This window comes from Polyangium jinanense (genome assembly GCF_028435365.1).
In genome coordinates, this window is record NZ_JAGTJJ010000063.1 from 31600 (window position 1) to 45441 (window position 13842).

Annotated in this window: 11 protein-coding genes; 8 read left to right on the top strand and 3 right to left on the bottom strand. The window is 67.8% G+C overall.

Translation table 11 applies throughout. The features are described from left to right. Position 1 precedes the first annotated feature (1 nt). Together KEG57_RS46660 and KEG57_RS46665 are read right to left on the bottom strand one after the other, a co-directional pair. On the bottom strand, positions 2-2239 hold the full coding sequence (locus KEG57_RS46660) for a DUF3160 domain-containing protein (RefSeq protein WP_272425879.1): 2238 nt from the start codon (positions 2237-2239) through the stop codon (positions 2-4). A 91-nt stretch (positions 2240-2330) separates the two neighbouring features. Next, entirely contained in the window at positions 2331-3218 is an 888-nt protein-coding gene (locus KEG57_RS46665; protein ID WP_272425877.1) for a hypothetical protein, read from the bottom strand. A gap of 1190 nt (positions 3219-4408) precedes the next feature. Between KEG57_RS46665 and KEG57_RS55965 the strand changes: the two genes are divergently transcribed. From KEG57_RS55965 to KEG57_RS46680, 3 genes are read left to right on the top strand one after another with little or no spacing between them, the layout of a single operon-like run. Next, positions 4409-5245: a hypothetical protein gene (locus KEG57_RS55965; protein WP_272459715.1), complete on the top strand. Its 837-nt coding sequence runs from the start codon at positions 4409-4411 to the stop codon at positions 5243-5245. Then, positions 5242-5793, top strand: a complete 552-nt coding sequence (locus KEG57_RS46675) for a hypothetical protein (RefSeq protein WP_272425875.1) — start codon at positions 5242-5244, stop codon at positions 5791-5793. The genes KEG57_RS55965 and KEG57_RS46675 overlap by 4 nt, the downstream gene beginning before the upstream one ends. Before the next feature lie 16 nt (positions 5794-5809). After that, the gene (locus KEG57_RS46680; RefSeq protein WP_272425874.1) at positions 5810-6490 is read left to right on the top strand and encodes a hypothetical protein; all 681 of its coding nucleotides are present in this window, start codon (positions 5810-5812) and stop codon (positions 6488-6490) included. On the opposite strand, the gene KEG57_RS46685 is transcribed toward KEG57_RS46680, so the two are convergent. Then, positions 6455-7819: a cytochrome P450 gene (locus KEG57_RS46685; protein WP_272425873.1), complete on the bottom strand. Its 1365-nt coding sequence runs from the start codon at positions 7817-7819 to the stop codon at positions 6455-6457. The genes KEG57_RS46680 and KEG57_RS46685 overlap by 36 nt on opposite strands. 102 nt (positions 7820-7921) lie before the next feature. Here KEG57_RS46685 and KEG57_RS46690 point away from each other — a divergent pair, with 102 nt between their 5' ends. The 5 genes from KEG57_RS46690 (at position 7922) to KEG57_RS46710 (ending at position 13840) form a co-directional block, all read left to right on the top strand. Then, the gene (locus KEG57_RS46690) at positions 7922-8935 is read left to right on the top strand and encodes an NADP-dependent oxidoreductase (protein WP_272425872.1); all 1014 of its coding nucleotides are present in this window, start codon (positions 7922-7924) and stop codon (positions 8933-8935) included. A gap of 95 nt (positions 8936-9030) precedes the next feature. Then, a complete protein-coding gene (locus tag KEG57_RS46695; protein ID WP_272425871.1) occupies positions 9031-10335 on the top strand; it encodes an efflux RND transporter periplasmic adaptor subunit in 1305 nt (434 codons plus the stop codon). Then, positions 10328-11101, top strand: coding sequence for an ABC transporter ATP-binding protein (locus KEG57_RS46700; protein WP_272425870.1), 774 nt, complete (start codon positions 10328-10330; stop codon positions 11099-11101). The genes KEG57_RS46695 and KEG57_RS46700 overlap by 8 nt, the downstream gene beginning before the upstream one ends. After that, positions 11101-12306 (top strand): ABC transporter permease, encoded by a 1206-nt coding sequence (locus KEG57_RS46705; RefSeq protein WP_272425869.1) that lies wholly within the window; start codon positions 11101-11103, stop codon positions 12304-12306. Before KEG57_RS46700 ends, KEG57_RS46705 begins: the two co-directional genes overlap by 1 nt. Beyond that, positions 12299-13840 (top strand): TolC family protein, encoded by a 1542-nt coding sequence (locus KEG57_RS46710; protein ID WP_272425868.1) that lies wholly within the window; start codon positions 12299-12301, stop codon positions 13838-13840. The genes KEG57_RS46705 and KEG57_RS46710 overlap by 8 nt, the downstream gene beginning before the upstream one ends. Positions 13841-13842 lie beyond the last annotated feature (2 nt).

Sequence of the window (13842 nt, forward strand, 5' to 3'; positions counted from 1 at the left end):
CTCAGCGGGACACAAGATCCGTCATCCACGGCACGTCGGCGGGCGTCGCGGCCGTGAGGTCCTGCGCCCATTCCTCGTCGGTCATTCGCTCGAAGTTCGACGTGATCTGCTCGAAATAGGACGAGGCCAGGCCCACGAAGGCCCGCGGCGTGCCGCACGGATCCGCCGTCACGACCATGAGGCGCGGCAGGCCCGTCCCCACGTGCAGGACGCGGCCGACCATGTTGCCGACCTCGTCGGTCGGCTGCGTGTGCACGTCGGCGATCGTCGGATCCTCCTGGACGCTCTGGTAGTTGTCGAAGAACAGGTTCGCGTACCAGCCCGTCGCGCCCTCCGGATCGCCACAGCCCATCTGCACCTTCACGGCCTGGTTGATGAAATCGAGGTGCTCCTGCGTGAGCGGGATGCCTTCGCGCTCGTTCTTCGCCATCTCGCCGAGCTTCTGGGCCACGTCGCGCAGCGTGGCGAAGTAGGCCGGGATCTGCGCTGCGAGGGACGCGTTGCCCGAGAGATCGAGGGTCCCGACCAGGGTGGAGCCGTGCTCGGCGAGCTCGGCGACGCGGGTATAGAAGGCCGGGTACGGGTCCACGAACGCGTCCGGGAACTGGCACGACGCGCCGCCCGTGTACGATTGCTTCGCGTAGAGCAGCGTATCGTGCCGGAGCTCGGCCCAGGACGCGAGCTGCGTGTTCATGAGCCTGCGGCCCCAGGCTTCCGTCTTCGCGACGCCGGGCAGGCTCGCGAGGTCGCCGGCGAGCGTCTTGCTTGGCGAGAGCTCGCGCAGCGAGACGAGCCAGCGGTTGTAGAGGTTGTCGTTCCAGAACGATTCGGGGTGCGCGTCGACGAGGACGCGCATCATGTGCAGGTCCGGCGCGTACTGGAACTGTTCGAGCTCGGGGAGCATGAGCTGCCCGGCCTGATCGTTTCCGAGCGCGGCGAAGCCGACATCGAGCGGATTCGGCATCATGCGATAGACCTCGCCCTTCTTCACGCGGTCGTAGACCACGTTCGAGAAGACGTGCGAGTCGACGACGTACCGCTGGCCGAAGAGCGCGAAGCTCGACGAGAGCGGCAGCGTGCCCCGCCCGAGGCCGTTGATCATGATGTGGCTCGAGATCCGCTGTGTGCCGTAGCCCTTTTGCAGCACGACCTCGGCGATCTTCTCGTCCGCGAGCCCCGCGAGCCCCGAGGCATCGGCGACGCCGAGGTCTCCGAGCAGGCCGTCGAGCTCGGGCAGGGTCATGTAATCGCTTTCGCCCACGAATCCGCGGATCGCGTTGTCGATGCGGGTGTACCGCTTCTGCTGCTCGCCTTGCGCGAGGGCGTGGAGGACGTAGGCGCCTTCGAGTTGCCTGCGCTGGAAGACCTGCCCGCCGTCGCTTTGCGTCTCGATGATGCGGAAATCGATGCGGCCGAGCCACATCATCGAGCGGAAGTAACGCTCGAGCTCGGGTGAGTCGGTGTAGTGGCCGCGCGGCTCGAACTGCGAGAAGTCGACGATACGATCGCTGCCGAAGAGGCGCGTCTCACCCGTTCCCTGGTGGGCCTTGGCGCCGTCGACGAGCGCGACGATGTCGGCCTCCTGCGCGCCCGCGACGGGTGAGACCGCCTGGTCTTTGAGCAGCGAGAGCGCGACGGCCGTGAAGAGATCCGCGTCCGCGCGTGCCTCGGCGCCGAGCGCGGAGCCGCCGCCGGCCGCGAGCTCGGCGCGCATGGATTGGAGCAACGTTTCGAGCTCGGGCGCGAGGGACGCGATCTCGACGGCTTTGAGGATGGAGTCGTAGGAGCGGTGGACGGCGTAGAGGATCGAGTCGGCCGACACGTAGAGCGGTAGATCGAGGGCATAAATGCTCTCGTAGCCGTACACGAACGTCGGGAAACGTTTCTTCTCCGAGATGACGAAGCCATTTTTCTGGAGCTTGTCCATCTCGTCGGCGTCGAGGCCGAGCGAGGAGGCCTGGATCAGCGGGAGGCCGTCGGCCTGCGCGGGATCGTAGGAGAGGCCGTTCGCGAAGGAGACCTGATACTGGTTCGCGAAATCGCCGGCGGTCATGTTCGCCGATTTTTGCGCCTCGGCGAGAAGCGAGTCGAGCTCGGCCTGTTGATCCGGCGCCATGGGGGTGGGCGGCAGGGCCGTTCCATCAGGCTTTTTGGGCTGATCTTCCAATGTCGTGAAACAGGCGGTGGCGAGGACCGCGAGGAGCGGGACGGAGCACAAGCGAAGCAGCGGTGTGCGCATGTTGGATTCCCCTTCCGCGGCGGCTCGAATCGCCGCGCGCGCGATTGCGCTTAGCAAGGTGCGTGCCCCGTGCGGTCGGCCGGCGCTACGTTCAGGTCGAGCCCATCTCCGCCTTGAGCCGCGCGATCTCCTGCGCCGCCTCGGCGGCTCGTTTCTCGGCGGCGGCGAGCTTCGCCTGTTTCTCGGTGAGCTCGGCCTCCTGCTTGGCCTTCCGCAGCTTGGCCTCCTTCTCCTTCATGGATGCGAGGAGCGCCTTCTGCCGCTCCAGCTTGGCTTCGAGGCGCGTGATCGATTGGGAGAGCTCGGCGAGGGTCGGGGTCCTCGAGCCGCCGCTCGACAGGAAGAATCGGTCGACGAAATCGCGCGGCACCTTGCCTTCGAGGCTCGCGTGCACGAGCTCGCCGATCTGACCGGCCGTGAGCTTGCGGAGGGCGTTCACGCCGTTGATCAGCTCCGTCCGCGGGCCGGCGACGAAGGTGTCCATGGCCTGCTCCGCGAGCGAGGTCTTGGTGACGGCGTCGTCGGCCTTGACGATGGCGTGCGAGAGCTTTTGCGCGATGGCCCCGAGCGTGGGCACGTTCGCGGCGCCGAGCGGTCCCACCCATGCGCGCATGGTCTCGAGCTGGGCTCCGAGAATGGGCCGCTTGAGGTCACTCGGGCTCTGCCCCTCGAAGAGCTGCCGATAAAGCGGGGCCTTGAAGTCCTGATTGTACGCCGCGAGCACGGCCTTCTTCGTCTCGTCGACGAGGACATTGAGGACATCGTCGGCGGCGACCATGAGTGCCTTGGCGAAGGCGATTGCATCGAGGAGGGCGTCTTCCTCGGCCTTGCGCTTGCGGAGCTCGGCGCGCAGGACCGCGAAGGGCTCGGCGAGCGGAGCGGTCTCCGGGTACGCCTTCGCGGTCAACTCGGTGTGGCGAAGCTCCTCGTCGACGTCGTCGAAGGGCTCGTCGATGGCGATGGTGTGGGGGCCTGTCATGGGTTCGCGACCCTACAAGGTGAGCGGGGAAGGTGTAAAGGGAAACGTCGGAGCGCGCAGAATCGTGGCGGGAGGCTTCGGAGAGGAGCGCGTCTTCGCCCGGAAGGGCGCGGGGAGGGTTCGACGGGAGGTTTTTGGCGAGGCTTGCCGCGCGGGGAGGGGTCTCCGCGGGAATTTCCCGGCGGGGAGGTCGGGGGGAGAGGCCCTCCCCGCGAGATTTTGCCGCCGAGGGGCGGGCGGGGGAGGGGTCCCCGCGGAGAATTGCAGCGCGGATTTTTGGCGGGGAGGGGTCGCCGGTGTGAGCGAGGAGCGGGAAATGGTCGCGGGGAGGCTTCCCCGGGGTGGGCGCGTTCGGGTTCAGTCTGGTGCGGAGGGGTGGCCGTTGACAGGGGTCGCCGCTGTGACCTGTCATCGTGGGCCTGGTCATGACCTCTCATCGCGTGCTCTCACCCTCGTGGAACCCTCGCCTTTGGGTCACCGGTGCCGCCCTGATGCTCGTGGGTGCTGCTCTGCGGTTTCTTCGGCTTGGGATGCCGGTGCTCTTCGCTTTTTGCGTCTCGGTATGGCTCCTCGGGTGCGGCGCTGCGGGCGTGCCCGCGGTGGGATGGGCGCAGGAGCTGCACGGAAAGAGCGTGTTTCGCGTCTGCCGACGTCATCCCCGCGTCGGCCCGCATGCGCGCTACTGGTACGAGCTCGGGGACGGAGTGCATCGACCGGCGTTCGAACCGCTCGAAAAGCTCCTGGAAAACCCTTCGGTCAAGGCCGTTTTCGTTCATGACCCCCACGCGCCGTCCGAGAGCCGGAAGCTCCTGGGGCTCGCGTATCAGGATTTGCCCTGCGACAAGCCGCCGCCGCCTCCGCCGCCGCCTCCGCCGGAGAAGATGGCGGCGAAGGAGCCGGAAGCCGGGCCGGCCAAGGGCACCACGGTCCGAACCGAGACGCGGACGTCGGCGATAAAGCCCTGCGACAGGCCGCGAAACAGGCCACCGGATCAGCGTTTCCTCGGGCAGACGGCTCCCACGCCGGCCCCCGCGCCTGGGACGAGCGTGCCGTGTCCGCCGCCTCCTCCCGGGAATACATATGAGGAACAGAAAGTCAACCTGGCGCGGAGGGAGGCCGAGGAGGAGGCGAGGCGCACGGGTGAGCGGATCGGGCGCGAGTGGGGAGCGACGCTCGGCAAGGCGGCTGGAGTGAAGGACTCCATCGACGTCACGTATCTAGGAAACTTCGATTATGACATTCGGGACAAACCTGATGCCGAAGTCTTCGAAGTCATCCGGACCAATCTTGCCAAACAACTCGATGCAATCCCTGACCTGCCGACATACGACGACGAGCGGCTCGCCACGATCGCCTGGGAGGGCTTCCTCAAGGGGTATGGGCGAGGCTGGGCGGACGCCGAGCTGAAATTCGCGATCGTGAACGCCCTGGCGGACACCTTGTTGATGGTCGCCTCCGGGGGAGCGGCGGCCCTGGAGACCGTGGGGGCGAGGGTGCTGCGGGTCGCCCAGCAGAGGCTACGAAGTATGCCGGTGTTCCTGCCGAGCGCGGCGGGCGGACCGGGCGGGTTCTTGCGGCGGCCGAAGCTGCCGAGCGCGCCGGCTCCGAGCCCGCCGCCTGCGGCGCAGCCGAAGCCGCCCAGCGGGACGACGGTCACCACGACGACGAAGCCCGTGTCAAGTCCAAACGGCGGGGCGGGGCAGGCGGGGAGAAAGGCGCGGCTTCCACCCAAGGGCACGCCGGAGAGGCGGGCGATTGAGACGGCACGCAGCAAGGGTGTAGATGCCAAGAAGGCCCAAGAGCTTGCAGATATTCGAAAGGGAGGCCGAGGGAGTGGTGTATGGACGGACAAGGAGCTGGAAGATATCCGTAAGACTGGCGAGTTTCCGTTGGATGCCCGCTGGCACCATGACCCTACCGTCGCCAACCGGCCTGACCTTGCGGCCGACCCCTCTGTCGTGCGACCGGTACGAGGAGGAACGCAGGGACATCTCAAAGCGCATGGCGGAGATTTCAGAAAACCATGAGTAACAACGACCTCGGAATTCTAGAGCGAGTGCTCATCCGCCGCTACGGACAGCCAGACGAGACGTACAAGGAGGGCATGCGTGCAAAGATATGGGCAAGCGGCACGGCATTCGTCTCGGTACTGTACTATTCGACCGATTGGACGAGACCGCCCGCGTCGGAGTTTCGCATGCATCAGCAGATTTACGGCGCGTGTCGTGGGGGAACGCTCGTGGATAGCTCCCTGAAAGTAGCCATGCCGGCGTGGGAGACGCCGTTTTACCTCTATGGTCTCCACGGATTGGGAGAGCAGGTGGAGGTCAAGCGTGCCCTGGAGCTGGACCCAGAGCTTTCGTTCTTCATGGATGCATCCAACGTGTGGTACTTCGGGCACAAACAGGGAAAGTTGTTCGTCTACGATGCTCCGTTCGACGAGCTCGACGAGCTCGGTCCCATCGAATCCGCGCTGGAGGAAATCATCGCACAGTGGGAGGAGGCCAAGCCCAGCGAGTCGTCGCTCCAGAGGACGGGGGCGGTGATTGTTGACCCCGACAAACCGTTCGCGTAGGATGCCGGGCAGGGACATGGACGACAAACTCGACCTCGGCCAAGCGTACGCGCCGCCCGTCGCGTCGCCGCCCGCCGCGCCCCTCCCCGGCGTGGTCTCGCCCTACGACAAGATCGTGAGGTTCTCTTTCCCGGTCGGCGCCGCGGTCGGGTTGGTCATGGGCAGTGTGGACTATCTCCGGAGCGCCTACGCGCTGAGCTTCTTCCATGCGCAGAAGTCCACCCCGGGAATCCTGTGCGTCGCCCTGCTCCGCGGGTGGGGCGCCGCCTGCGCCGTGCTCGCCGCATCCCTCACGGCGGTCATCCTCCTCCATCGCGCGGGGCGCAGGGCGAGCGGACCCATCAAGGTCGATCACGCGCGCGTGTACCTCGTCCTGGCGACGCTCCCCCTCCTCAGCGTCTTCACGGCTCCGTTCTGCCTCCTCGGCGCCCTGCTTCTGTGGCTGGCAGAACCCGCGGGGACGACGAGCGAGTTTTTGGCATCCCTGTCCGATTTCGTGAGACGGGCCGATTTCAAGTACCTCCCGGCCAATGGCGCGCTCGTCGGGCTTTGGCTCACGTGCCTGCTCCGCATCGGGGCAAACTGGCTCACCACGAAGAAGCACGGCCTCGCCCTGAAGCTCTTCGTCGCGTACGCCGCGCTCGCCATACCCAATGCTTTGCTACGAGCGATCTTCTCGATCGTGGATCCGGTTTGAGTCGCGCCGCTCCATGACGACCGGCATTCCGCGGGAAGGCGCGATCGTCACCCCGCGACGAACCTCGTGCACCTTGCCGAAGAGCGGCAGACGTAGCTCCGCGCGCGCGAGGATCGTGGCGAGGATCATCTTCATCTCGTAGAGCGCGAAGGCCAGCCCGATGCAGCGCCGGATGCCGCCGCCGAAGGGGAGCCACTCGTGGGGCGCGAATCGCTGGCGCAAGAAGCGGTCCGGATCGAAACGCGTCGGATCCGGGTAGAGATCGGGCCTCCTGTGAATGAGGTAAATCGAGACGAGGGCGGGCGTGCCCTGGTCGAGGTCGTAGCCGCCGATCCGCATCGGCCGCTGGAGGACGCGGCCGACCATCATGACCACGGGCTGCAGGCGCAAGATCTCCCGCGTCGTCGCGTCGAGCAGCGCGCAGCGGGCGATACGCTCCGGCGCGAGAGCCGGCAGCGCGCCCTCCGTTTCGAGCTCGCGGAGGAGGCGCGCCCGCAGGCTCGTCGAGGCGAGGATCCATCGGAGCCCCCAGGAGAGCGCGGTCGCGGTGGTCTCGTGGCCCGCGGCGAGCAGGGTCACGAGCTCGTCGCGCAATTCGCCGTCGGTCATGGGCTCGCCTTGCTCGTCGCGCGCGTCGAGCAGGAGCGAGAGAATATCGTCCCCGCGCTCGCCCGAGGCCCTTCGGCGCCGGATCTCCGCGTAAAGCATCTCGTCGGCCTCGTGGAGCGCCCGGGCCAGGCGGTTCCAGCGCGTGAGCGGGCCGCGGTCCTTCTGGAACCACGGCAAGAGGAAGAGCGGGCTCGTCGCGAGATCGAGGATGCCCACGAGCCGCTCGCGCAATCGATCGAAGAGCTCGCCCTCGCCGATGCCGAAGACGACCCGCAGAATGACGTCGAGCGTGATCGCCTGCAGGCGCTCGTGCACCGGGAAGCGCTCGCGCTCGGGCCAGGCGGCGATCGAGGCCTCGGTGAGGGCGACCATGCGGGCGCCGTACGAGGACATGCGCTCGCCGTGCAGCGGCGGCATGAGCAGCTTTCGCTGGCGCAGGTGCTCTTTTCCGTCGAGCAGGAGGAGCGAGGCATTGCCGAGCAGTGGCCTGAGCACGGCGTTGGCCTGGCCGGCGTGGGCGTCGTCCGGGCCGAGGGCAAAAATCTCCTTGGCGGCGTCGGGGTGGTGGAAGATCACGGCCGGCTTGGGCATGGCCGGAAAGCGCATGGTGAAGGCGTCCGGGTACCGCTTCGCCATGGCGTCGAGGAAGGGGAACGGGCGGTATAGAAAAGGCAGGAGGGTGACGGCCGGGTGCAGGGGGAGTCCGGGGACGCGGGACATGGGCGCAGCATAGGGGGGATCGCGGCGGAGGGAAGGGGGGGCGCGCGGGCCGTTGCTCGGGGCGCGCCGGACGGATAGGGTGCGCCGCGAGAGGAGCAGACGATGACCGAAGTGAACCGTTCCTGGCGTCTCGCCGCGCGGCCCCAGGGCATGATCAAGGACAGCGATTTCACGTGGCACGAGGAGCCCTTGCCGGCGGAGCTCGGGCCGGGGCAGATCCTCGTCGAGACGCTGTATCTCTCGGTGGATCCGACGCAGCGGATCTGGATGGAGCGCGACTCGTACCTGCCGGCCGTCGGGATCGGCGAGGTCATGCGGGCGGGCGGCGTCGGGCGTGTGGTCCGTTCGAGTCTCCCGGGTTTCTCGCCGGGGGACCTCGTGTACGGGATGACGGGGTGGCAAACACACGCCGTGATCGAGCCCTCGATCCGCGGGCCGCGGAAGCTGCCGGACGGCGTGCCGCCGACGATGGCGGTTTCGCTCCTCGGGCTCACGGGGCTCACCGCGTATTTCGGGCTGCTCGACGTGGGGAGCTTGAAGGACGGGGAGACGGTCGTGGTCTCGGGCGCCGCGGGCGCGACGGGCAATGCGGTCGGGCAGATCGCCAAGATCAAGGGTTGTCGGGTCGTGGGTATCGCGGGCGGCCCAGAGAAATGCGCGTGGATCAAGGACGAGCTCGGGTTCGACGCGGCGATCGATTACAAGGCCGAGGACGTCTACAAGCGGCTGGGCGAGCTCTGCCCGAACGGGATCGACGTGTATTTCGACAACGTCGGCGGCTTGATCCTCGAGGCCGCGCTCTCGTACATCGCCTTGCGTGGACGCGTCGTGCTTTGCGGCTCGATCGGCGATTACAATAACGCCGAGGCTGCGTACGGGCCGAACAACCTCATGAACCTGGTGCTCAAGCGCGGCCGCATGGAGGGGTTCATCGTGACCGACTACGCGGCTCGTTTCGGCGACGCCATCGGCGACCTCGCGCGGTGGGCGGCCGAGGGGCGCATCAAGGATCGCGTCGACGTCGTGGAGGGCCTTTCGAACGCGCCCGCCGCGCTCCGGCGGCTCTTCACCGGGGCGAACACCGGCAAGCAGCTCGTCAAGGTGGCGGCGGGCTGACGCCTCTCCCGCGGGGGGGCGCGCGTCGACCTCCGACGATCGGCCACGTCCCCGCGTAGGGAGCCCGCCTCGGCAACCGTCCAAGGGGAACGATCATGACATCTCCTCGAACCATCGAGCCGACCGCCGGGGATCCCGAGGTCCTCCGGGTCGTCGCGCGGGGCAAACGGCGGCGGCTGCCGTGGGTGCTGCTCGCCGCTGTCCTCGTCGCCGGCGGCGGCGGCGGCTTCTACGCCTGGAAGAAGAAGACCACCGCCGCCGCGGAGAGCACGAAGTACCAGTCGCAGAAGGTCGAGCGCGGCGACCTCCGGGTGACCGTCACGGCCACCGGCACCTTGAAGGCGCGCAACACCGTCGAGGTCGGCGCCGAGATCACGGGCCGGGTCCTCGAGGTCCACGTCAACTTCAACGACAAGGTCACGAAGGGCCAGATCCTCGCCGAGATCGACACCGAGCAATACACGGCCCGGATCGAGGAGGCGACGGCGCAGCTCGCCTCGGCGAGCGCCTCGCTCGTGAACGCGCGCACCACGGCGAGCGAGAACAAGCAAAAGCTCACGCGGGCCGAGGCCATGCTGGCGCAGGGGCTCGCGCCGGCGCAGGACGTCGAGACCGCGCAGGCGAACTACAAGCGCTCCGAGGCGCAGGTGTCGTCGGCCTCCTCGCAGGTGACGCTCGCGCAGGCGTCGCTCAAGGTCGCGAAGACGAACCTTTCGAAGGCGGTCATTCGTTCGCCGATCGATGGAATCGTGCTGAACCGCGCGGTCGAGCCGGGCCAGACGGTGACCTCGGGCATGCAGACGCCGGTGCTCTTCGTGCTCGCCGCGGATCTCGGTCAGCTCCAGCTCAACGTGCAGGTCGACGAGGCCGACGTGGGCGCGGTGAAGGAGGCGCAGGAGGCGAGCTTCACGGTCGACGCGTATGCGCAGCAATCGTTCGCGTCGAAGGTGCTGGCCGTGAAGAACATGCCGACGACGGGGACGACGGTCGTCACGTACGAGGCATGGCTCTCGGTCGACAATTCGAAGGGATTGCTCCGGCCGGGCATGACGGCGACGGCGACGGTCGTGGTCGACGAGCGGAAGAACGTGCTGCTCGTGTCGAATGCGGCATTGCGGTTCAACCCGAACCGGAAGTCGAGCTCGCAGCAGCAGCAGGGCATTTCGGTGAACCAGTTCTTGCCCATGGGCCGGCCGGGGGGGATGGGGCAGCAGCAAAAGCGTCCGGGTGGCACGGGCGCGCCGCGCGAGCCCGTCCTTTGGCTGCCGACGGGCGGCGAGCCCCGCCGCGTGAAGGTGGAGGTCGGCGCGACGGACGGCATTCGCACGGAGATTCGCTCGGAGGAGATCACCGAGGGGACCGACGTCGTGGTCAGCATGATCGAGGCGCCGCGTGGCTGAGCTGCCTCGCCCGGACGGCGGCGCCACGGTGGCCCCGGGTCATCCCTTGGGGGCTGCGCTCGGACAAGCCGAGCTACGCCCCCAAACCCCCATCGTCGAGTTCCGGCGCGTCGAGAAGATCTACGGCGAGGGCGAGTCGGAGGTGCGCGCGCTCGACGGCGTCGACATGCGCATCGATCCGGGGGAGTTTGTCAGCATCATGGGGTCGAGCGGCTCGGGCAAGTCGACCGCCATGAACATGATCGGTTGTCTCGACGTTCCCACGTCCGGCGCTTACCTCTTTCGTGGCGTCAACGTCTGCAATCTCGATCAGGACCAGCGCGCGCTGCTCCGGCGCCATTTCATCGGGTTCGTCTTCCAGGGGTTCAATCTGCTCGCGCGGACGACGGCGCTCGAGAACGTGGAATTGCCGCTCATCTACCGGCGCGTGCCGGCCGAGGAGCGGCGTCAGCGCGCGCTCAAGGCGCTCGATCTCGTGGGCCTCTCGTCGCGCGCGGGGCACACGAGCGCCAAGCTCTCGGGCGGCCAGCAGCAGCGCGTCGCCATTGCGCGGGCGCTCGTGACGGAGCCGTCGCTCCTCCTCGCGGACGAGCCGACCGGTAATCTCGATACCGCGCGGAAGGCCGAGATCATGGAGCTCATGGTGCAGCTGAACCGCGAGCACGGCATTACCGTCGTGATGGTCACGCACGAGCCGGACATGGCCGAGTACGGGACGCGGACCATCGTGTTTCGCGACGGCAAAATCATCTCGGGGAATCGCTGATGCTCTGGGCCACCTTGATCATGTCGTTACGCGAGGTGCGGAAAAACGCGCTTCGTTCGTTCTTGACGATGCTCGGCATCATGATTGGCGTCGGCGCGGTCATCGCGATGGTGACGATCGGCGAGGGCGCGACGCAGAAAGTGCGCAGCGACGTCGGCGCGCTCGGCGAGAACATGCTCGTCGTCTCGCCCGGCGCGGCGCGGCGCGGGCCGGAGCGTACGGCGGGCAATCCGTTCCAGAAGGACGACGTCGAGGCGATCGAGCGCGAGGTGACCGGGATCAAGGCCCTGTCGCCGACGGCGCAATCGAACACGACGGTGGTCGTCGGCAACCAGAACTGGCCGACGAGCGTGATCGGCGTCGACGAGGGATATTTCGAGGTCCGCGGCTACAAGGTCGAAATGGGCCGCAGTTTCTCGGAGGCCGAGGCGGCTTCCGGCACCCCCGTGTGCATCATCGGCAAGACCGTGCGGGACAACCTGTTTCCCGGGGCGATGCCGATGGGCCAGCGCATTCGCGTGAAGCAGGTATCCTGCCTCATCGTCGGCTTGCTCGCCTCGAAGGGCCAGGCCGCGATGGGCGGCGATCAGGACGACGTGGTTTTGATGCCGCTCCGCGCCTTCCAGCGGCGCATCGCGGGCAACAACAACATCAGCTCGGTGTATTTGCAGGTCGAGCAGGCGGAGCTGACGTCGTCGGTGCAGGCGCAGGTGGAGGACCTCTTGCGCGAGCGGCGCCGCATCCAGCCCGGCGCGGTCGACGATTTCAACGTGCGTAACATGCAGGAGATCGCCGACACGATGAGCAGCGTCACCGCGTCGATGACGGGCCTGCTCGGCGGCATCGCGGCCGTGAGCCTGCTCGTCGGCGGCATCGGCATCATGAACATCATGCTCGTCAGCGTCACCGAGCGGACGCGCGAGGTCGGGACGCGGCTCGCGATCGGGGCGCTCGCGAGCGAGGTGCTCCTGCAGTTCCTCGTGGAGGCGGTGGTGCTCGCGCTTCTCGGCGGGATCCTCGGGATCCTGTTCGGGCTCTCGCTCTCGTACGCGGCGACGCAGAGTTTGTCGCTGCCATTCGTCATCTCGCCGGGCACGGTGGCCGGGGCCTTCGCGTTCTCCGCGGCCGTCGGGGTCATCTTCGGGTATCTGCCGGCGCGCAAGGCGGCGCGCCTCAACCCCATCGAGGCATTGCGTCATGAATAGAACGTCGAAATGGTGCGTCGCCGTGTGTTCGCTCGCGCTCGCCCTCTCCTCCGCGGACGCGTCCGCTCAGCAGGTCCCGGCGAGCGGGGCCACGCGAGGCTCCTCGCCCGTGGTCCACGAGATCACGGAGAACGACGTGGTCACGCTCGTGCTCCGTCACAACCCCGACGTCGCTTCGGCGATTCTCTCGGAGAAGCAGGCGGCGGCCTTGGTGCGGGCGCAGGAGGTGCGGTATCCATTCGTGCTCACGGCGAACGGGGGATATACGCACAGCGCGTCGCCCACGCTCCAGCGCGATGGTTCGGTGAGCGTCGGTGAGCGCGACGTCTTCGCGCTGAACGCTGCGCTGCGGAAGGATTTCGCGACCGGCACGGTGGTGTCGTTCTCCGTGCAGAGCAGCCGCAGCTCGACGTCGAACCCCGTCGGTGAGCTCGTCACGGCGGGCGCGGCGGGCACGGGGTATTCGGTGTCGACGCGGCTCTCGCTTACGCAGCCGATTCTCCGCGGCGCGGGGACACGTATGGGCGAGGCGGGGCTGCGGGCCGCGGAGCTCGATCGGACGGCCGCGCACGAGGGGCGCGAGCGGGTGGCGAGCGAGGTCGTGCGCGACGCGCTCACGTCGTACTGGGAGCTCTGGTACGCGTCGCGCGCGCTCGCGATCGAGCAGGCTGCGAATGCTCTCGCGAAGGTCGAGCGCGACGCGGCCGATCAACGGCGCGAGAAGGGCGCGGCCGCGGCCGTGGATGTCCTTTCGTACGAGACGCGCATCGCGACGCTCGGCGAGTCGGTCACGTCGGCCGAGCTCACCGAGATCCAGCGTGGTCTCGAGCTCGCCCAGCTCCTCGCCGTCATCGATCCGAACGCGCGCCTGCGCGCGTCGGGGGATCCCGTGGACCCGCCCGTGCCGACCGTGGCGGAGGTCGAGAAGGCGCTCGCCTCGCTTTCGCCGGAGCTCAAGGAGCTCGAGGCGCGCGTCGCCTCGGCCGAATCCCGCGCGCAGGTGGCGGGGGATCAGTATCGACCGCGCTTCGACGTGGAAGGGTACGTGGAGCTCCGCGGCCTCGGCAATGGCAGCATCGCGCCGGCGTTCGCGCAGATCGGGACGTTCGGCGCCGTCAACGGATATGTGGGGTTTCTCTTCGAGGCGCCGCTCACGACGGCGCGGGAGTCGGCCGAGGTCGAGAATGCGCGCATCAACGCGCAGATCTCGAAAAACCAGCTCGAAGCCGCGCGCAGCCGGATCCGCATCGTCGCGCTTCGTCTCGTCGCGCAGCTCGAATCCGCGGAGGCGCGGCGCAGGGCGGCGGCGCAGACCGTGGCCATTGCCGAGAAGCAGCTCGAAGCCGAGCGCGCGCGTTTCGCGCTTGGCACGTCGACGCCGCTCCAGGTGCAGCAAGCCGAGGACACCGTGCGCACCTCGCGCCTGCGCGTCGCGCGGGCGACGGTGGATCGGATCCAGGCGATGCTCCAGCTGGATCACTCGATGGGCCGCATCGCGGCGCGCGTCGGCGGCGGATCCACGCCGGAGAAATGAGG

Coding starts and splice junctions, on each gene's coding strand:
- KEG57_RS46660 (WP_272425879.1), bottom strand. CDS start 2,239: ATGCGCACACCGCTGCTTCGCTTGTGCTCCGTCCCGCTCCTCGCGGTC.
- KEG57_RS46665 (WP_272425877.1), bottom strand. CDS start 3,218: ATGACAGGCCCCCACACCATCGCCATCGACGAGCCCTTCGACGACGTC.
- KEG57_RS46675 (WP_272425875.1), top strand. CDS start 5,242: ATGAGTAACAACGACCTCGGAATTCTAGAGCGAGTGCTCATCCGCCGC.
- KEG57_RS46680 (WP_272425874.1), top strand. CDS start 5,810: ATGGACGACAAACTCGACCTCGGCCAAGCGTACGCGCCGCCCGTCGCG.
- KEG57_RS46685 (WP_272425873.1), bottom strand. CDS start 7,819: ATGTCCCGCGTCCCCGGACTCCCCCTGCACCCGGCCGTCACCCTCCTG.
- KEG57_RS46690 (WP_272425872.1), top strand. CDS start 7,922: ATGACCGAAGTGAACCGTTCCTGGCGTCTCGCCGCGCGGCCCCAGGGC.
- KEG57_RS46695 (WP_272425871.1), top strand. CDS start 9,031: ATGACATCTCCTCGAACCATCGAGCCGACCGCCGGGGATCCCGAGGTC.
- KEG57_RS46705 (WP_272425869.1), top strand. CDS start 11,101: ATGCTCTGGGCCACCTTGATCATGTCGTTACGCGAGGTGCGGAAAAAC.
- KEG57_RS46710 (WP_272425868.1), top strand. CDS start 12,299: ATGAATAGAACGTCGAAATGGTGCGTCGCCGTGTGTTCGCTCGCGCTC.